Origin of the sequence: Pseudomonas sp. H26/SER47-MNA-CIBAN-0231 (assembly GCF_040310465.1) — a bacterium.
In the GTDB taxonomy this organism is placed as follows: Bacteria; Pseudomonadota; Gammaproteobacteria; order Pseudomonadales; family Pseudomonadaceae; genus Aquipseudomonas; species Aquipseudomonas atacamensis.
The window spans coordinates 15,214-33,208 of the sequence record NZ_JBEOPW010000023.1 but is presented as its reverse complement, the minus strand read 5'-3'; the positions used below and the strand labels follow the sequence as shown (position 1 = coordinate 33,208).

The 17,995-nt window shown below is 60.6% G+C and carries 16 protein-coding genes; 9 read left to right on the top strand and 7 right to left on the bottom strand.

Annotation, left to right across the window (positions count from 1 at the left end; all coding sequences use genetic code 11):
* Position 1 precedes the first annotated feature (1 nt).
* From AAEZ10_RS25035 to AAEZ10_RS25005, 7 genes are all read left to right on the top strand, one after another.
* A complete protein-coding gene (locus AAEZ10_RS25035; protein ID WP_217852010.1) occupies positions 2–1,066 on the top strand; it encodes a microcin C ABC transporter permease YejB in 1,065 nt (354 codons plus the stop codon).
* Positions 1,066–2,088 (top strand): ABC transporter permease, encoded by a 1,023-nt coding sequence (locus AAEZ10_RS25030; RefSeq protein WP_122703664.1) that lies wholly within the window; start codon positions 1,066–1,068, stop codon positions 2,086–2,088. Before AAEZ10_RS25035 ends, AAEZ10_RS25030 begins: the two co-directional genes overlap by 1 nt.
* 1 nt (position 2,089) lies before the next feature.
* Positions 2,090–3,724: an ABC transporter ATP-binding protein gene (locus tag AAEZ10_RS25025; protein WP_241089651.1), complete on the top strand. Its 1,635-nt coding sequence runs from the start codon at positions 2,090–2,092 to the stop codon at positions 3,722–3,724.
* A gap of 183 nt (positions 3,725–3,907) precedes the next feature.
* A complete protein-coding gene (locus tag AAEZ10_RS25020) occupies positions 3,908–4,429 on the top strand; it encodes a DUF3455 domain-containing protein (RefSeq protein ID WP_071172974.1) in 522 nt (173 codons plus the stop codon).
* A 161-nt stretch (positions 4,430–4,590) separates the two neighbouring features.
* The gene (locus tag AAEZ10_RS25015; RefSeq protein ID WP_350571432.1) at positions 4,591–5,118 is read left to right on the top strand and encodes a sigma-70 family RNA polymerase sigma factor; all 528 of its coding nucleotides are present in this window, start codon (positions 4,591–4,593) and stop codon (positions 5,116–5,118) included.
* Positions 5,115–5,807: an anti-sigma factor gene (locus AAEZ10_RS25010; RefSeq protein WP_150741205.1), complete on the top strand. Its 693-nt coding sequence runs from the start codon at positions 5,115–5,117 to the stop codon at positions 5,805–5,807. The genes AAEZ10_RS25015 and AAEZ10_RS25010 overlap by 4 nt, the downstream gene beginning before the upstream one ends.
* A gap of 132 nt (positions 5,808–5,939) precedes the next feature.
* A complete protein-coding gene (locus tag AAEZ10_RS25005) occupies positions 5,940–6,380 on the top strand; it encodes a phage infection protein (RefSeq protein ID WP_339101341.1) in 441 nt (146 codons plus the stop codon).
* A 70-nt stretch (positions 6,381–6,450) separates the two neighbouring features.
* On the opposite strand, the gene AAEZ10_RS25000 is transcribed toward AAEZ10_RS25005, so the two are convergent.
* On the bottom strand, positions 6,451–7,533 hold the full coding sequence (locus AAEZ10_RS25000; protein ID WP_130929624.1) for a DUF1615 domain-containing protein: 1,083 nt from the start codon (positions 7,531–7,533) through the stop codon (positions 6,451–6,453).
* A 282-nt stretch (positions 7,534–7,815) separates the two neighbouring features.
* Here AAEZ10_RS25000 and AAEZ10_RS24995 point away from each other — a divergent pair, with 282 nt between their 5' ends.
* Positions 7,816–10,020 carry a TonB-dependent receptor gene (locus AAEZ10_RS24995; RefSeq protein WP_350571429.1) on the top strand — a complete coding sequence of 735 codons (2,205 nt, stop codon included), beginning with the start codon at positions 7,816–7,818 and terminating at the stop codon, positions 10,018–10,020.
* A 121-nt stretch (positions 10,021–10,141) separates the two neighbouring features.
* On the opposite strand, the gene hemB is transcribed toward AAEZ10_RS24995, so the two are convergent.
* Both hemB and AAEZ10_RS24985 read right to left on the bottom strand, forming a co-directional pair.
* The gene (hemB, locus tag AAEZ10_RS24990; RefSeq protein WP_016775388.1) at positions 10,142–11,116 is read right to left on the bottom strand and encodes a porphobilinogen synthase; all 975 of its coding nucleotides are present in this window, start codon (positions 11,114–11,116) and stop codon (positions 10,142–10,144) included.
* Between the two features lie 255 nt (positions 11,117–11,371).
* Positions 11,372–12,070 (bottom strand): glutathione binding-like protein, encoded by a 699-nt coding sequence (locus tag AAEZ10_RS24985; RefSeq protein ID WP_125927235.1) that lies wholly within the window; start codon positions 12,068–12,070, stop codon positions 11,372–11,374.
* Positions 12,071–12,351: 281 nt separating this feature from the next.
* Between AAEZ10_RS24985 and AAEZ10_RS24980 the strand changes: the two genes are divergently transcribed.
* Complete coding sequence (locus AAEZ10_RS24980; RefSeq protein WP_041477219.1) at positions 12,352–13,026, top strand: hypothetical protein; 675 nt, start codon at positions 12,352–12,354, stop codon at positions 13,024–13,026.
* 109 nt (positions 13,027–13,135) lie between these two features.
* Here the strand turns inward: AAEZ10_RS24980 and mnmH are convergent, their stop codons facing one another.
* The 4 genes from mnmH to AAEZ10_RS24960 all read right to left on the bottom strand — a co-directional run bounded on the left by mnmH (position 13,136) and on the right by AAEZ10_RS24960 (position 17,932).
* Positions 13,136–14,239, bottom strand: coding sequence for a tRNA 2-selenouridine(34) synthase MnmH (gene mnmH, locus AAEZ10_RS24975; RefSeq protein ID WP_350571426.1), 1,104 nt, complete (start codon positions 14,237–14,239; stop codon positions 13,136–13,138).
* Complete coding sequence (selD, locus tag AAEZ10_RS24970; protein ID WP_073471375.1) at positions 14,239–15,273, bottom strand: selenide, water dikinase SelD; 1,035 nt, start codon at positions 15,271–15,273, stop codon at positions 14,239–14,241. The genes mnmH and selD overlap by 1 nt, the downstream gene beginning before the upstream one ends.
* 172 nt (positions 15,274–15,445) lie before the next feature.
* Positions 15,446–16,555 carry a hypothetical protein gene (locus AAEZ10_RS24965; RefSeq protein WP_073471376.1) on the bottom strand — a complete coding sequence of 370 codons (1,110 nt, stop codon included), beginning with the start codon at positions 16,553–16,555 and terminating at the stop codon, positions 15,446–15,448.
* Positions 16,556–16,786: 231 nt separating this feature from the next.
* Positions 16,787–17,932: a hypothetical protein gene (locus tag AAEZ10_RS24960; RefSeq protein ID WP_256674672.1), complete on the bottom strand. Its 1,146-nt coding sequence runs from the start codon at positions 17,930–17,932 to the stop codon at positions 16,787–16,789.
* Positions 17,933–17,995 lie beyond the last annotated feature (63 nt).

The window sequence follows — 17,995 nt, the reverse complement described above, 5'->3', positions numbered from 1 at the left end:
CATGCTGCGTTATCTGAGTCGCCGATTGCTGCTGATCATCCCCACGCTGTTGTGCATTCTGGTGGTGAATTTTCTTATCGTGCAGGCCGCACCCGGTGGCCCGGTGGAACAAGCCATCGCTCGCCTGCAAGGCTTTGGCGGGCACAGCATGGGCGGTGGCGGCGAAGTCGCGGCGGTCGGCGGTGCCGGGCGCAGCAGCCGTGGGCTGGACCCGGCGCTGATCGAGGAAATCAAACACCATTACGGCTTCGACAAACCGCTGCACCAACGCCTGTGGCTGCTGCTGAAAAACTACGCACAACTGGATCTGGGCAACAGCTTCTTTCGCGGCGCCAAGGTCACCGACCTGATCGTGCAGAAGCTGCCGGTGTCGTTGTCGCTGGGCTTGTGGGCGACGCTGATCACCTACCTGATTTCAATCCCGCTGGGCATTCGCAAGGCAATCAGGAACGGCAGCGCCTTCGATGTCTGGAGCAGCACGGCGATCATCGTTGGCTACGCGATGCCGGCGTTTCTCTTCGCCATTCTGTTGATCGTGGTGTTCGCCGGGGGCAGCTACGTCAACTGGTTTCCGGTGCAGGGGCTGGTGTCGGACAACTTCGACAGCCTCAGCACATTGGGCAAGGTCGGCGACTACCTCTGGCACCTCGTACTGCCAGTCACGGCGCTGGTGATCGGCGGCTTTGCCACGCTGACGATCCTGACCAAGAACAGCTTTCTCAACGAGATCAGCCGGCAGTACGTGATCACCGCACGAGCCAAGGGCCTGACCGAGCGGCGCGTGCTTTACGGCCACGTGTTTCGCAACGCCATGCTGCTGGTGGTCGCCGGCGTGCCGTCGGCGCTGATCGAAGTGTTTTTCGCTGGCTCCCTGCTGATTGAAACCATTTTCAATCTCGACGGCCTCGGGCGCATGAGCTACGAAGCGGCAGTGTCGCGCGACTATCCGGTGGTGTTTGGCGCGCTGTTTCTGTTCACCCTGTTCGGCCTGCTGATCAAGCTGATTGGCGACCTCTGCTACACCCTGCTCGACCCGCGCATCGATTTCTCGGCGAGGACTGCCTGATGTTCACACTGTCGCCTCTGGGCCAGCGCCGCGTCGCGCAATTCAAGGCCAACCGCCGTGGGCGCTGGTCACTGTGGCTGTTTATCGGCCTGTGCCTGATCTGCCTCGGTGGCGAGTTGATCGCCAATGACAAGCCGCTGGTGATCCGCTACCACGACGCCTTTTACTTTCCGATCCTCAGCGATTACCTGGAAACCGATTTCGGCGGCGAGCTACCGTTTCAGCCGGATTACGCCAGCAACTACGTACACAAGCTGGTCGAGGATCAGGGCGGCTGGATGCTGTTTCCGCCGATCCCGTTCAGCTACGACACGGTCAACTACGACCTCACCGAACCGGCGCCCAGCCCGCCGTCATCGAGCAATTGGCTGGGCACCGATGATCAGGCTCGCGATGTTTTGGCGCGGGTGATTTTCGGCACACGGATTTCGATTCTGTTTGCGCTGATCCTCACCGCGATCAGCGCGTTGATCGGCATTCTCGCCGGGGCCTTGCAGGGTTACTACGGCGGCTGGGTCGACTTGCTCGGGCAGCGCGTCCTGGAAATCTGGTCGGGGCTGCCGGTGCTGTACCTGCTGATCATCCTGTCCGGCTTCGTCTCGCCGAGTTTCTGGTGGCTGCTGGGGATCATGGCGCTGTTTTCCTGGTTGGCGCTGGTCGACGTGGTGCGCGCCGAGTTCCTCCGTGGACGCAATCTCGAATACGTGAAAGCCGCGCGCGCGCTGGGCCTGACCGACAGCGAACTGATGCGCCGGCACATTCTGCCCAACGCCATGACCTCCACCCTCACCTATCTGCCATTCATTCTGACTGGTGCGATTGCGACGCTGACTGCGCTGGATTTTCTTGGCTTCGGCATGCCCGCCGGCACCGCGTCGCTGGGCGAGTTGATTGGCCAGGCCAAACGCAATCTGCAGGCACCGTGGCTGGGGCTGACGGCGTTTTTTGCCTTGGCGTTGATCCTGTCTTTATTGGTTTTCATCGGTGAAGCGTGCCGAGATGCCTTTGATCCGAGGAGCTGACATGCAAGACCATTTAATCGAGATCCGCGACCTGCGCGTCGCCTTCGCAGGGCAAGAAGTGGTGCACGGTGTGAACCTCGATATACGCCGTGGCGAGTGTCTGGCGCTGGTCGGCGAGTCCGGCTCGGGCAAGTCGGTGACGGCGCATTCGATTCTGCGTCTGCTGCCGGGCCAGAGCGTCACCAGCAGCGGCGCGATTCGCTACAACGGCGTGGATTTGCTGCACGCCAGCGAACAGCAGATGCGTGGTCTGCGCGGCAATCGCATTGCGATGATTTTCCAGGAGCCAATGACCTCGCTGAACCCGTTGCACACGGTGGAAAAACAGATCAGCGAAGTGCTGGAAATCCACAAGGGCCTCAAGGGCCGCGCCGCTCGCGCGCGGACCCTGGAGTTGCTGGAGCTGGTCGGTATTCGCCAGCCGTTGCAGCGACTCAAAGCCTATCCGCATCAACTCTCTGGCGGGCAGCGGCAACGGGTGATGATCGCCATGGCGCTGGCCAACGAGCCGGAACTGTTGATTGCCGATGAGCCGACCACGGCGCTGGACGTAACCGTACAGCAGAAGATTCTTGAGCTGCTGATCGAGTTGCAGCAGCGCCTCGGCATGTCGCTGTTGCTGATCAGCCATGACCTCAATCTGGTGCGCCGGATCGCTCAGCGTGTGTGCGTAATGCGTCAAGGCGAGATCGTTGAACAGGCCGATTGCGAGACGCTGTTCCAGGCGCCGCAACATCCTTACAGCCGCTTATTGATCGAGGCTGAACCGAGCGGCGCGCCAGTGCCCAGTGAGTACGAGCACAACCTGCTGGAAGTCGATGATTTGAAGGTGTGGTTTCCCCTGCCGAAAAAACTCTTCAGCCGCCAGCAGGATTACATCAAAGCGGTGGACGGGGTCAGTTTCACCCTGCAACGCGGCAAGACGTTGGGCATCGTCGGCGAGTCGGGTTCGGGCAAGTCGACGCTGGGTCAGGCGATCCTGCGACTGGTCGAATCAGAGGGCAATATCCGTTTTGGCAACAAGCAGTTGAGCCTGCTCAATCAGCGCCTGATGCGCCCGCTGCGCCGGCAGATTCAGGTGGTGTTTCAGGACCCGTTCGGCAGCCTCAGCCCGCGCATGTCGGTGCAGCAGATCATTGCCGAAGGCTTGCTGACCCATGGCATCGGCAGCGAGGCCGAGCGCGAGGCAGCGGTGATTCGCGTGCTGGAGGAAGTCGGCCTCGATCCGCAAAGCCGCCATCGTTACCCCCACGAGTTTTCCGGCGGCCAGCGCCAGCGCATCTCCATCGCCCGCGCACTGGTGCTGGAACCGGCGCTGATACTGCTCGATGAACCGACGTCGGCGCTGGATCGCACGGTGCAGAAGCAAGTGGTGGAATTGTTGCGCCAGTTGCAGATCAGGCATGGGCTGACCTATCTGTTCATCAGCCATGATCTGGCAGTGGTGCATGCGCTGGCGCATGACTTGATGGTGATCAAGGACGGCAAGGTGGTTGAACAAGGCTCGTCGCGGGAGATCTTCGCTGCGCCGAAACATCCGTACACCCAAGAGTTACTGAAAGCCTCGGGCCTCAAGCCTTACAGAGAGCCTTGTGGGAGCGAGCCTGCTCGCGAATGCGGTGCGTCAGTCACATAAGTGCTGACTGACCCGACGCTTTCGTCGGAACGCCGCCCGGAGCAGGCTCGCTCCCACAGGTTTGATCGGTGGTGTTTGAAATTTATTTTTCCGGCACTGCATCCAATCGCCTCCGCCACGGGTAGTCCCTGTAACAGCCCACTCTGGTGCTGTCAGCGCACTACCTTTTCGGAGAATCATCGGATGAACATCACCCAGCTGATTGGCTTCACCGGTTTGCTCGCTTTCACCGCGACCACCTTCGCCCAGAGCAGTTATCCCGACGCGATCAAGGTGCCGGACGGGCACAAGATTGCCCTGGAGACCACCGGGGTTGGCGAGATCACCTACGAATGCCGCGACAAACCCAATATGGCCGGGCAGACCGAATGGACCTTTGTCGGCCCGAAAGCGGTGCTCAATGATCGCAGCGGCAAACAGGTCGGCACCTATTTCGGCCCGCCAGCGACGTGGCAAGCCAAGGACGGTTCGAAAGTCACCGGCACACAACTGGCCGTGGCACCGTCGAGCCCGGGCAACCTGCCCTATCAACTGGTCAAGGCCAATCCGGCTGAGGGCAAAGGCGCGATGAGCGGGGTCAGCTATATCCAGCGTGTCGCGCTCAAGGGCGGCGTCGCGCCGGGCAGTGAGTGCACCATGGCGAACAAGGGCAAGCAGGAAGTGGTGAAGTACCAGGCGGATTATATTTTCTGGGCGGCGAACTGATATTCGGAAGCAGTGCACAATCCTGTGGGAGCGAGCCTGCTCGCGAAGACGGAGTGTCAGTCGCCTTATTACTTTCTGACCCACCGCATTCGCGAGCAAGCTCGCTCCCACAGGGAACCATGCCTCTGGATGTTTGGGAAATGTGAGCTAGATTGCACCCCATGCCTTTAGCCGAATCCGTTTTCGATTACGAAGCCCGCCTCGCCGCCTGTGCCCGGGGCGAGCGCGCGGCTTTGCGCGATTTGTATGTGCAGGAAGGCCCGCGCCTGCTCGGCGTGGCCAAGCGGCTGGTGCGCGATACGGCGCTGGCGGAGGACATTGTGCATGAGGCATTTATCAAGATCTGGAACGGCGCCGCCGGGTTCGATCCGGCGCGGGGTTCGGCGCGGGGCTGGATGTTCAGCGTGACCCGGCATCTGGCCTTGAATCAGCTGCGCAAGCAAAGTCGGGAAACGCCGTTCAGCGAAGAACATGAGGCAGCGGCGCCTGATGAGGCGGTCGATGTTCACTCGGCGCGCATTCATCGCTGCCTCGAACAACTGGAACCGCAGCGCCGCAGCTGCATCCTCCATGCCTACGTCGACGGTTACAGCCACGCGCAGATTTCCGCGCGCCTCGGCACGCCGCTGGGCACGGTCAAAGCGTGGATCAAGCGCAGCCTCAATGCTTTGCGGGAGTGCATGGGATGACCGGCGAATCAGCGCAGGAACGGGATGAACTGGCCGGCGAATACGTGCTCGGCACCTTGTCGTTCGAGCAGCGCATCGAGGTGCAACGGCGCCTGCCGAACGATCCCGAATTGCGGGCGGCAGTCGACGCATGGGAGCGACGTCTGCTGGAGCTGACCGATCTGGCCGAACCTCAGCAACCCTCGGCGCAGCTGTGGCCACGCATCGAGCGCAGTCTCGAACGGCTTACGGTGAAGAAGCCGCTGACCTCGTGGTGGAATCTGCTGCCGCTGTGGCGCGGTTTGAGTGCGGCGGGCCTGGCTGCGACGCTGATTCTGGGCGCGATGCTACTGACCCAGACTGCGCCGAAACCGAGTTATCTGGTGGTACTGGTGGCGCCGCAGGACAAAGCGCCGGGCTGGGTGATTCAGGCGAGCAATGCGCGGGAGATCCAGTTGATCCCGTTAGGAGTGGTCGAGGTGCCGGCGGACAAGGCGCTGGAGTTCTGGACCAAGGCTGACGGCTGGTCGGGGCCGGTGTCATTGGGCTTGGTCAAGCCGGGGCAGGCGTTGTCGGTGCCGCTGGACAAACTGCCGCCGTTGCAGCCGAACCAGCTGTTTGAGCTGACGCTGGAAGGCGCCAACGGCTCACCGATCGGCAAACCGACCGGGCCGATTCAGGCGATCGGGCGTGCGGTGAAGGTGCTCTGAGGCTCTGCTACGCGGTTGTCCGCAACCATCATCGACGTCGATGTTCACCATCACGGCAATGAAGTTCTCATAAAAAATTCCGGGCGTAACATCAGCTCCATACCAACCAACAACACCCCGGAGCACACCATCATGAAACGCCAGACTCTTCTCAGCATCGCTTTCTCGGTTTTCGCAGTTAACGCTTTCGCCGCCACCCCGGCGCACACCATGATCGCCGAAGGCGGTTCGGACAAGCTGATCGAAAGCCGTCTGGCCGAAGGTGGTTCCGATCGTCTGATCGAACGCCGCGTTGCCGAAGGTGGTTCGGATCGTCTGATCGAACGCCGTGTTGCTGAAGGTGGCTCGGATCGTCTGATCGAACGCCGTGTTGCTGAAGGTGGCTCGGATCGTCTGCTCGAACGCCGTGTTGCCGAAGGTGGTTCGGATCGTCTGATTGAACGCCGTGTTGCTGAAGGTGGCTCGGATCGTCTGATCGAACGCCGTGTTGCTGAAGGTGGTTCGGATCGTCTGATCGAACGCCGTGTTGCTGAAGGTGGTTCGGATCGTCTGATCGAACGCCGTGTTGCCTGATGCATGACTGCAAGCGCAACACCGCAGAGAAACCCGGCTCCCGCAGCCGGGTTTTTTATGTCTGCGTGTTTTATCCGGCCTTGGCCATGCAGCGCTTGTAACGCTCGTCCACGCGCTTGGCGAACCAGGCTGTGGTGAGTTTGCGGGTGATCTTCGGACTCTGCAGCACAATCCCCGGCAATACCGCGCGCGGTAACGCCTTGCCTTCGGCCCGCTCCGCCAGTTCGAACACGCGCTGATAGAGTTTGGTCTCTTCGAATTCCAGGGTTTTGCCTTTCTCCAGTTGATCGCGAATCGTCGGGTTGCGCATGCCCAGCGACTTGCCGAGGGTGCGCACCGCCAGTTCGGTACTGCCGGGCATGATCGAGTCGTAGCGAATCAAGTCGCCGTCCAGGGTCAGGGGGATGCCGGACGCGCGGCTGACCGCATTCTGAAACGCGGCATTGCGACTGGCGTACCAGCCGGCGTTGAAATCGGCGAAGCGATACAGCGGCTCGCGGTAATTCACCGGATAGCCGAGCAAATGGGCGATGCCGAAATACATGCCGCCGCGCCGGCTGAACACTTCACGACGAATCGTGCCGTCCACCGGGTACGGGTAATCCTTGGCGTGCTCCTCGGCGAATTCGATGCTGACCTGCATCGGCCCGCCGGTGTGCACCGGGTTGAAGCCGCCGAACAGCGTGCGGCCCATCGGCACCATGCCGATGAAGTCATCGAAAATCGCGCTCAGCTCTTTCTCACTGCGCGCCGCATTCAGACGTTCGCTGTAGCTCTTGCCGTTGGGCGAGCGCACTTGCAGAGCGCCGCTGACCAGCAGGCTGGGGATGTGCACCTTGGCGGCGCGGCGGTCGATTTCGTCGCGGGCGATCTTGCCCAGGCCGGGCACTGTCGGGTCGGCCTGGAACGTCGATTCCTGCTCGGCCACGGCCAGTACCGAACACAGATTCTGCGTGGTGGTGTTGATGCCCTGTGCGGCGAACGCGGCGTAGATGTCCGTGGCCCAGCCCTGACGGTCGGCAGTTTTCGCCGGCAACAGCCGAACAATTTCAGCCTTCACTTCGGCCGGCGGACGCGGCGCCGGTTCGTTGCTGCGCTGGCTGGCGCAACCGGCGAGCAGCAGCACGGCGCCGAGAGTAATGAGTAATCGCATGTTGCTCCATCCAATCAAATTAGCCACAACACCATACACAACCCCCGTAGGAGCTGCCGCAGGCTGCGATCTTTTGATCTTGCTTTTTGCAGATCAGATCAAGATCAAGATCAAGATCAAGATCAAAAGATCGCAGCCTTCGGCAGCTCCTACACGCTGATGACAAACTGATTGCAAAACGTTACTGCGAAACCCTATCATTCGCGCCTGGAGTCGCATTAGCGCAAGGAGTTCCGCGCCGCCCTTATTTTTTCATTGGCCGTTCGCCTCCAGGTATCCGACATGCCCGCTTCAGCTCGACTCGGCGCTCCATTTCGCCCGACTTTGCTTGCCCTGCTGTGCTCCCTGACCGTCACCGCTCACGCTGCTGAACAAAACAGCAAAGCGCTGATGCTCGACGACGTCAACGTCAATGCCCAGGCGCCTGCGCCCAACGCCCTGCCCCCGGTCTACGCTGGCGGTCAGGTTGCGCGCGGCGGCCAGTTGGGCGTGCTCGGCAATCAGGACATGATGGACGTGCCGTTCAGCGCGGCGTCCTACACCGAGCAGCTGATCCAGGATCAGCAGGCGGAAAACGTCGCCGATGTGCTGCTCAACGATTCCTCGGTGCGCCAGGCCTCGGGCTTCTCCAACCAGGCGCAGGTCTTCATGATTCGCGGCCTGCCGCTCAATGGCGATGATATTTCCTATAACGGCCTGTACGGCGTATTGCCCCGGCAGATCATTTCCACCGATGCGCTGGAGCGCGTGGAAGTGTTCAAAGGCCCCAACGCTTTCATCAACGGCGTGACCCCGACCGGTTCCGGCATCGGCGGCGGCGTCAACCTGCAACCCAAGCGCGCCGGCGACGTGCCGCTGCGTCGTTACACCACCGACATCAACAGCGAAGGCCGCATCGGTCATCACTTCGATATCGGCCAGCGTTTCGGTGAAGACAACCGCTTCGGCGCGCGGGTCAACCTGTCGCAGCGCGAAGGCGACACCGGCATCGATCACGAGAACCAGCGCTCGAAACTGTTCGCCATCGGCCTGGATTATCGCGGCGATGCGCTGCGGGTGTCCGGCGACTTTGCCTATCAGAAGGAACGCGTCAACGGCGGCCGCAGCTCGGTCAACCTCGGCACCACCACGCACATCCCGGACGCGCCATCGGCGGACACCAACTACGCGCCGAAGTGGGGTTACACCGACATCGAAGACACCTTCGGCATGCTCCGCGCCGAGTACGACCTCAACGACAACTGGACCGCTTACGCCGCCGGTGGCGCCAAGCACACCCGTGAAGTTGGCCGGTACAACTCGACCACGCTGGTCGGCAACAGCGGCGCCTCGTTCACCACCGGCTCGTTCGTCCCGCACGATGAGGACAACACCAGCGTCATGGCCGGCCTCAACGGCAAATTCAACACCGGCCCGGTCAGCCACAAGCTGAATTTCGGCCTGACCGGGATCTGGGCCGAGCAGCGCAGTGCTTATGACTTCGACCTGACCCGCTACTCGAACAACATCTACCATCCGATCACTACCCCAGCGCCGGTCGGCAACTTCGCCGGTGGCGATCTCAACGATCCGGGCATCGTCGGCAAGACCTTCAACCGCAGCGTAGCGATTTCCGACACCCTCGGGTTCTTCGACGATCGCCTGCTGGTCACCGCCGGTCTGCGTCGTCAGCAACTGGTGGTGCAGGGTTACAGCTACGCCAGCTACGGCAGCGGCCCGCGCTCGTCGAGCTACGACGAATCGATCACCACGCCGGTGTACGGCATCGTGTTCAAGCCGTGGGAGCATGTGTCGTTCTACGCCAACCATATCGAAGGCCTGGCCCAGGGACCGACCTCGCCGACCAGCTCCGGCGGTTTCCGCGTCACCAACGGCAACGAGGTTTACGCACCGAAGCGCTCCAAGCAGACCGAGCTGGGCGTTAAGGTCGACATCAGCACCTACGGCGCGAGCCTGGGCGTTTATCGCATCGAACAGCCGAGCGACGGCTACTGCGAAATCAACAGCGCTACCACTTGCACCTACGTGCGCGAAGGCGAGCAGATCAACAAAGGCGTGGAGATGAACGTGTTCGGCGAGCCGATCGACGGCCTGCGTCTGATCAGCGGCCTGACCCTGATGGATACCGAACTGAAAAAAACCCTCAACGGCGCCAACGACGGTAACCACGCCATCGGCGTACCGACCTTCCAGTTCAACGCTGGCGTGGATTGGGACGTGCCAGGCCTGCAAGGCGTTGCGCTGAACGCGCGGATGCTGCGCACCGGCGGGCAATACGCCGACGCAGCGAACAACCTCAGCCTGCCGACGTGGAACCGCTTCGATGCCGGCGCGCGTTATGCGTTCAAGGTGTCGGAGAAGGACGTGACCGTGCGGTTCGGCGTCGAGAACGTGGCGAACAAGAAGTACTGGGAATCGGCTCAGGGCGGCTACCTGACCCAGGGCGAACCGCGAGTGGCGAAGTTGTCGGGGACGATCGACTTCTAAGCGTCATCGCGTCGTAAAAAAGGCCCCGCAGCTTCACGGTTGCGGGGCCTTTCTGGTTTTTGTGGTGCTTGATCCGGCTTCTTCGCGAGCAGGCTCGCTCCCACAGGGTACGACGTGCGGCTTAGATCCCGGCGAGTGCCAGATCCATCGCAAAGTAAGTGAAGATCAGATCCGCCCCCGCACGCTTGATTGCGCCAAGGCTTTCGCGGACCACGCGATCTTCATCGATCGCGCCGGCCTGGGCGCCGAACTTGATCATCGCGTATTCGCCGCTGACCTGATACGCCGCCAGTGGCAGGTTCGAGGCCTGGCGGATGTCGCGGATGATGTCGAGGTAGGCGCCGGCCGGTTTGACCATCAGCGCATCGGCACCTTCCTGCTCATCGAGCAGCGATTCGCGCAGGGCTTCGCGGCGGTTCATCGGGTTCATCTGATAGCTTTTGCGATCGCCCTTGAGCGCGCTGCCGCCGGCCTCGCGGAACGGGCCGTAGAGTGCCGAAGCGAATTTGGTCGAGTAGGCCATGATCGGAATCTGCGTGAAGCCGGCAGCGTCGAGCGCCTGGCGAATCGCGCGCACCTGGCCGTCCATTGCTGCCGACGGTGCGATCACGTCAGCCCCGGCGCGGGCGGCCGCTACGGCTTGTTTGCCAAGGTTGATCAGAGTCTGGTCGTTGTCGACTTCGTGGTTGTGCATCACGCCGCAATGGCCGTGATCGGTGTATTCGCAGAAGCAGGTGTCGGACATCACGATCATTTCCGGCACGGCGTCCTTGGCAATGCGCGACATGCGCGACACCAGACCGTCTTCGCGCCAGGTGTCGCTGCCGTTGGCATCGAGATGATGGGACACGCCAAAAGTCATCACCGACTTGATGCCGGCACGGGCATAGCGCTCGATTTCGCTGGCCAGTTTGCGCTCGGGAATGCGCTGCACGCCGGGCATGCTGGTGATCGGCACGAAGTCGTCGATGTCTTCCTCGACGAAGATCGGCAGGACCAGATCGTTCAGGCTGAACTCGGTTTCCTGGAACAGACTGCGCAGGCTCGCATTGCGGCGCAGACGGCGGGGACGTGCTTCGGGGAACTGACTGGACATGGGGCCTTTCCTGAAAACAGCGGATGAGACGAAAGTCGTAGGGGGCGAAGCTTATGCCTTGCGGCGGGTGCGGGACAAACCTGGATCAATCAAGAGAGCGTTACCGGGCTTGTAATAATCTTGCATGTACATTTCAAATTCCTGTGGGAGCTGGCTTGCCAGCGATGGCGGCAGGTCAGTCACCAATGATGTTGACTGTGCTGGCTTCATCGCTGGCAAGCCAGCTCCCACAGGGGGCATGTGTACAACTGAAAGTCAGGACGGGATGGTCAGGCCACGAATAACCGCCGGGCGAGCCAGAAACCGCTCCAGCACCCGTGTGACATTGGGGAAACTTTGAATCCCGACCAGATCCCCGGCCTCATAGAAGCCAAGCAGATTGCGCACCCACGGGAACGTGGCGATATCGGCGATGGTGTAACGCTCGCCCATGATCCAGTCGCGACCCTCGAGGCGGGTGTTGAGCACGTTCAGCAGGCGTTTGCTCTCTTCGACATAACGATCACGCGGGCGCTTGTCCTCGTAATCCTTGCCGGCAAATTTGTTGAAGAAACCGAGCTGGCCGAACATCGGGCCGATGCCGCCCATCTGCCACATCAGCCATTGGATGGTCTCGTAGCGCAGCGCGCCTTCCTGAGCGAGCAACTGGCCGCTCTTGTCGGCCAGATAAATCAGGATCGCGCCGGATTCGAACAGCGGCAGCGGTTTATCTTCCGGGCCATGCGGGTCGAGGATCGCCGGGATCTTGTTGTTCGGGTTCAGCGAGAGAAATTCCGCCGAGGTCTGGTCGTTGGTGTCGAAACCGACGCGGTGCGGCTCATAGGGCAGGCCGATCTCTTCGAGCATGATCGACACTTTGACGCCGTTGGGGGTCGGCAGGGAGTAGAGCTGAATCCAGTCCGGGTACTGCGCCGGCCATTTCTGAGTAATCGGGAATGCAGACAGATCGGTCATTGGAAGCATCCAGTCACAAATTGAAAACCGATCATAAAGTAGGCCTGCCGCTGCGCCTACACGAACCGTAACATCCTGTCGCTAACCTGCCTGCATGCCCGCAAAGGTTGCCGCTAGAGTGCTGCGCACTGGCCTGGAACGAACCAAACGGCGTTACAGGACTCTGAGTTATGCCTTTCTCGCAGAGGAAGCTGTTCATGACAGGGAAACACCCGGTGCTGGGAGCCCGCGGTGCCAAGGTTTGTCAGCCTTAACCGATTTGCTGAAGAACCTTCAAATTGATGACGAATCTGATGAGTTTCGCCAAACGTTTCAAACATCGCGCGTACGTGGCCCTGCCCTCCCTGCTGGCAGTCAGCGCGCTGTTTCTGTCCCTCGAATCCAGCGAAAGCCGCGCACAACCGGCGGACGGCACGCAGACGCTGGTGTTCCTGCGCCACGCGGAAAAGCCCGAAGGCGGCCTCGGCCAGCTCAACTGCCAGGGCCTGAACCGCGCCATCGACCTGTCGACGCTGCTGCCGGAAAAATTCGGCAAGGCCGACTACGTGTTCGCCGCCAACCCGACGCGCAACGTCGAGGAAGGCGAACTGGACAATTCCTACAGCTACATTCGTCCGCTGATGACCATCAGCCCGGCCGCGATCAAGCTCGGCCTGCCGGTGAACATCGAGTTCTCCGCCAACGACACCAGCGATCTGGCCCGCGAGCTGCTGGACGAGAAGTACCACAACTCGACGATCTACACCGCCTGGTCCCACGGTTATCTGCCGGATCTGATCAACAAGGTCGCTGGCAACGCTGTAGGCGAGCGGCAGAAGATCACCGATGACTGGGCCGGCGATGACTTCGACTCGCTGTATGTACTGACCCTGAAGTGGCACAACGGCAAGGCCAGTTTGCAGAGCCATATCTACAAGCAGGGGCTGGATAACGGCAAGGACACTTGCCCGACCTGAGTTTTGCAGCGCCTGACCTTACGTCTTCGCGAGCAGGCTCGCTCCCACAGGGAACCGCATTTCAACTGTGGGAGCGAGCCTGCTCGCGAAGAGGCCAGTGGCTTGCGCCTCAAGCCTTCTGATTCACCCTCGCACGCACATACTCGATCACCGCCCCCCGCTCTCCGGCAAACTCGATCCGCCCGCCCTTCTTCTCGCGCTGGAAGACATACATCGGGTCGTAATACTCACGCAGCAAACCCTCGATCCAGCCGCGATGCAGGTCCACAGCACCGCTGCGGCCCTGCTCGGCCAGCGCCTGTTCCATCAATGCCAGCATCCGCGAATGGCGCTCACCGCCGAGGCGTTTCTGTACGTTGTTGAGACTCTCCAGCAGACGTTCGGAAAACAGCGCAAACCCGGTGTCGCCGTGGAGGGAGGCAAACTCCGCCGACAGATCAATGACGTAATCACGCAGGATCCGCTCGACACGGTGCTCGAAACGATCTTCCAGCCATACCATCGGGTACTGCTGCATGCCCTGATACAGCGGCAACGGCAAGGCGCAACTGCCGACCACACGGCTCTCGTCTTCGAGCACAAACTGCTCGATCCCGGCATCGCGCTTCTTCATGAAGTCGATGGCCAGGCGATTCTCGAAATCGATATTCGACGGCTGCCCGGTGGCACGTTTGCCGAAACTGGAGCCGCGATGGTTGGCGTGGCCTTCCAGATCCACACCGTTGCGCAACTGCACCAGCACTTCGGTCTTGCCGGTGCCGGTCATGCCGCCGAGCAAAACAAAATCACACTGCGCGATGGCTTGCTCAAGGGTGTCGATCAAAAAACTGCGCATTGCCTTGTAGCCGCCGCCGACGCGCGGATAGTCGATGCCCGCCTCGTCGCGCAGCCACTGCTGGGTGATCTGCGAGCGCAAACCACCGCGAAAACAGTACAGATAACCATCGGGATGAGCCCGGGCGAAGTCGGCCCAGGCCTGGATGCGCTCGGCTTTGACTGCGCCGGACACTATTTGATGGCCCAGCTCGATTGCCGCCTGCTGGCCATGCTGCTTGTAGCAGGTGCCGATCTTCTGCCGCTCCAGATCATTCATCAGCGGCAGATTGACCACGCCGGGGAACGCGCCTTTGTGAAACTCGACCGGCGCGCGGACATCCATCATTGGCCGGTCGTTGAGGAAAATGTCGCGGTAGTCGGTGCAGTCGCGGAGCATCAAATCACCTCGACCGCGTTCGTCTGTCGCTCAACCAGTTCGCCGATCGGCGCAAGGCTCAGGCCCAGTTCGGCGGCGACGCCGAGGAACTCGGCATTACCTTCAGGCGTGACCGCAATCAGCAGACCGCCGCTGGTCTGCGGATCGCACAGCACGCGTTTGTGCAACTCCTGCACGCGGCCAACCTTGCTCGAATAGCTGTCGAAGTTGCGCAGCGTACCGCCCGGCACGCAGCCCTGATCGAGGTAGTACTCGACGCTGTCCAGACGCGGCACGCGGTCATAGGCGATGCGCGCGGTCAACTGGCTGCCGTCGGCCATTTCCACCAAGTGCCCGAGCAGGCCGAAACCGGTGACGTCGGTCATCGCCGTAACGCCGGCGAGTTTGCCGAAGCGGCTGCCAGGCTTGTTCAGGGTGCACATCCAGTCGCGGGCGACACCGACGTCGGCGGCGCGCAACTTGCCCTTCTTTTCGGCGGTGGTGAGGATGCCGATGCCCAACGGTTTGGTCAGGTACAACAGGCAACCGGCGGTAGCGGTGTCGTTGCGCTTCATGTGGCGCTTTTCCACAAGCCCGGTGACGGCGAGGCCGAAGATCGGCTCCGGCGCATCGATCGAATGCCCGCCCGCCAGCGGAATGCCCGCCGCGTCGCACACCGAGCGACCGCCACGAATCACTTCCCGCGCCACTTCCGGCGCCAGCACATTCACCGGCCAACCGAGAATCGCGATCGCCATCAACGGATCGCCACCCATCGCGTAGATGTCGCTGATCGCGTTGGTTGCGGCGATGCGGCCGAAATCGAACGGGTCATCGACAATCGGCATGAAGAAATCGGTGGTCGACACCACACCGCGCTCGGCATCGATCGCATACACCGCCGCGTCATCGCGCGATGCGTTGCCGACCCAGAGTTTTGGATCAAGGTTCTGTGCGCCGCTGCCGGCGAGGATCACTTCCAGCACCTGTGGGGAAATCTTGCAGCCACAACCGGCGCCATGGCTGTATTGGGTCAGACGAATCGGCTCGCTCATGGGAGAGTCTCTGGCAATGAATGGGGCGGATTCTAGCAGAGCGCGAGAGCGCAGATTTTTGTGCTGACCGAGCGGCCCCTTCGCGAGCAGGCTCGCTCCCACATTTGTACGGTGGTCTCCTGTGGGAGCTAGCCCGCTCGCGAAAGCTATCGAACCTGCCTGCACCGCCCAGTCAGCCCCGCCTGCAAACCTCAGCGAAAATCTGCGTAATCGGCCGATGCGGCTGGCGCTTGTGCATCCGCCGCACTTGTTCACTCAGTCGCAACAACTCTTCACTGGGCTTGGCCCATTGCTCTTTCGGCAGCGGCTCGGACCAGGCACGCATGACTTCCGGCAGCGCCTGCTTGCCGATTCTTTCCAGACGGCGCACTTCCCATTCGACCAGACGATTGGGAATCGTCCATAAAGTCATGACGTGATACAGGTACCAAAAAAATCCCGACAACCGCGAGCGGCGGCCGTCACGGATCTGCTGATGCATCCGCGCGCGGGCGTTACGAAAAGTGTGCAGGCCTTCGTGGGGTGGGTCGTCTGGGCCTTGAAGGTCTTGCAAATCCTGAATCGATTTGAGGTCGTTGACTTCGTACTCCATGTAACCGCGAATCGCTTCCCAATGACTGATCGCGAGCTCCAGGCCGGCGCATTGGAATTCGAGGCTGGTGAGGGTTTCGCCGTGGTGAAAACCGATGCCCATGCCGTATTGGCGGTGGATGCCAAACTGGGTGGCGCCTTGGGCTTCGATGATCCAGGCGCTGAGCGACTCCCACGGGACAAATACCGATTCGGTCGCGCCCCGGGGCATGAAGCAGACTTCGCGGCGTTGGCGGTTGAAGCGGGTTGGGATGAGGGAGAGGCGTTTTTTGTGGACGTGGTGCCAGACGCCTAGGCCGATGAACAGCGTAAAAGGCCCGGTAAATACAGTGTTCTCGCAAGCCTCTTCGAAGATGGCAAGCATTGACGCCCAAATGGCTTCTTGACCAAAGCCGAAAATAATCCCCAAAAACCCAGTAATAACTGGGAATAAAAAAAGCACCGAGAACGACGTAGCAAATGGTCCTCCCAACGTCATTTGCCACATGAAAACTTGCGGCTGGCCTAATCCGAAGTCCATGTAAACATCATTGAGCTCACCGATATGTGGGCCATAAGGGGGCATCGGTGTGGGCAGTGGCAACGGTGCGAGATAGGTAGTTTTTCCGCTTGGGAACGGCTCTACATCACCCGCTCTTCTAATCACCTCAAATTGCGCATCAACAAGAGGCTCATTGTGATTATTCAGCATGGTCAGCCCATTCGAGGTATTGAGTTTCTACCAGCAGTACCGGAGGGTTTTCCTTGACCGACCCGGCAGCAACAACTGAAAAATGGCCACCACCCCGAGGGTCTCCCACTTTGGCCAACATCAACCGAAACATCCGCATCCAACGCGGTCCTCTGTGGGAGCGAGCCTGCTCGCGAAGGCGCTCAAACAGGCAAAAAACCTCCCACCCTCTGGCCACAAAACTGCTCAACATCAGCACTCAGCTCGCCTGCAAACCTCAGCGAAAATCTGCGTAATCGGCCGATGCGGCTGGCGCTTGTGCATCCGCCGCACTTGTTCACTCAGTCGCAACAACTCTTCACTGGGCTTGGCCCATTGCTCTTTCGGCAGCGGCTCGGACCAGGCACGCATGACTTCCGGCAGCGCCTGCTTGCCGATTCTTTCCAGACGGCGCACTTCCCATTCGACCAAACGGTTGGGAATCGTCCATAAAGTCATGACGTGATACAGGTACCAAAAGAACCCCGACAGCCGCGAGCGGTGGCCTTCACGGATCTGCTGATGCATCCGCGCGCGGGCATTGCGGAAAGTGTGCAGGCCTTCGTGGGGCGGGTCGTCCGGGCCTTGCAGGTCTTGCAGGTCCTGAATCGATTTGAGGTCGTTGACTTCGTACTCCATGTAACCGCGAATCGCCTCCCAATGGCTGATCGCGAGCTCCAGGCCGGCGCATTGGAATTCAAGGCTGGTGAGGGTATCGCCGTGATGAAAACCGATGCCCATGCCATATTGACGATGGATGCCGAATTGGGTGGTGCCTTTGGCTTCGATGATCCACGCGGACAGCGATTCCCACGGGACAAAGACCGGCTCGATGGCGCCTTCGGGCATGAAGCACACTTCGCGGCGTTGGCGGTTAAAGCGGGTTGGAATGAGGGAGAGGCGTTTTTTGTGGAAGTGATGCCAGACGCCCAGGCCGATCAGTAGAATCAAAGGCTCGGTCAGTAAAGCGCTTTCATATCCTGCTTGGAATATACCCACTATTGATTCCCAAATGAGTGTTGGACCATAGCCGAATACGACACCCAGCATTCCCGTAATCAAGGGGAATATGAAAATGACCATAACCGCTAAACTGACCGGCCCCCCCAACGTCATTTGCCACATAAAAACTTGCGGCTGGCCTAATCCGAAGTCCATGTAAACATCATTGAGCTCACCGATATGTGGACCATAAGGGGGCATCGGTGTGGGCAGTGGCAACGGTGCGAGATAGGTGATCTTTCCGCTTGGAAACGGCTCTACATCGCCCGCTTTTCTGATCACCTCACATTGCGCATCAACAAGAGGCTCATTGTGATTATTCAGCATGGTCAGCCCTTCCGAGGTATTGAGTTTCAACCAGCAGAACCATCGGGTTTTGCTTGACCGACCCGGTAGCAACAACTGAGAAATGGCCGCCAC

Coding starts and splice junctions, on each gene's coding strand:
- mnmH (WP_350571426.1), bottom strand. CDS start 14,239: ATGCTCCGCGACTGCACCGACTACCGCGACATTTTCCTCAACGACCGG.
- hemB (WP_016775388.1), bottom strand. CDS start 11,116: ATGTCCAGTCAGTTCCCCGAAGCACGTCCCCGCCGTCTGCGCCGCAAT.
- AAEZ10_RS25005 (WP_339101341.1), top strand. CDS start 5,940: ATGAAACGCCAGACTCTTCTCAGCATCGCTTTCTCGGTTTTCGCAGTT.
- AAEZ10_RS24980 (WP_041477219.1), top strand. CDS start 12,352: ATGACGAATCTGATGAGTTTCGCCAAACGTTTCAAACATCGCGCGTAC.
- selD (WP_073471375.1), bottom strand. CDS start 15,273: ATGAGCGAGCCGATTCGTCTGACCCAATACAGCCATGGCGCCGGTTGT.
- AAEZ10_RS25035 (WP_217852010.1), top strand. CDS start 2: ATGCTGCGTTATCTGAGTCGCCGATTGCTGCTGATCATCCCCACGCTG.
- AAEZ10_RS24965 (WP_073471376.1), bottom strand. CDS start 16,555: ATGCTGAATAATCACAATGAGCCTCTTGTTGATGCGCAATTTGAGGTG.
- AAEZ10_RS25010 (WP_150741205.1), top strand. CDS start 5,115: ATGACCGGCGAATCAGCGCAGGAACGGGATGAACTGGCCGGCGAATAC.
- AAEZ10_RS25020 (WP_071172974.1), top strand. CDS start 3,908: ATGAACATCACCCAGCTGATTGGCTTCACCGGTTTGCTCGCTTTCACC.
- AAEZ10_RS24995 (WP_350571429.1), top strand. CDS start 7,816: ATGCCCGCTTCAGCTCGACTCGGCGCTCCATTTCGCCCGACTTTGCTT.
- AAEZ10_RS25030 (WP_122703664.1), top strand. CDS start 1,066: ATGTTCACACTGTCGCCTCTGGGCCAGCGCCGCGTCGCGCAATTCAAG.
- AAEZ10_RS25000 (WP_130929624.1), bottom strand. CDS start 7,533: ATGCGATTACTCATTACTCTCGGCGCCGTGCTGCTGCTCGCCGGTTGC.
- AAEZ10_RS25025 (WP_241089651.1), top strand. CDS start 2,090: ATGCAAGACCATTTAATCGAGATCCGCGACCTGCGCGTCGCCTTCGCA.
- AAEZ10_RS24985 (WP_125927235.1), bottom strand. CDS start 12,070: ATGACCGATCTGTCTGCATTCCCGATTACTCAGAAATGGCCGGCGCAG.
- AAEZ10_RS25015 (WP_350571432.1), top strand. CDS start 4,591: ATGCCTTTAGCCGAATCCGTTTTCGATTACGAAGCCCGCCTCGCCGCC.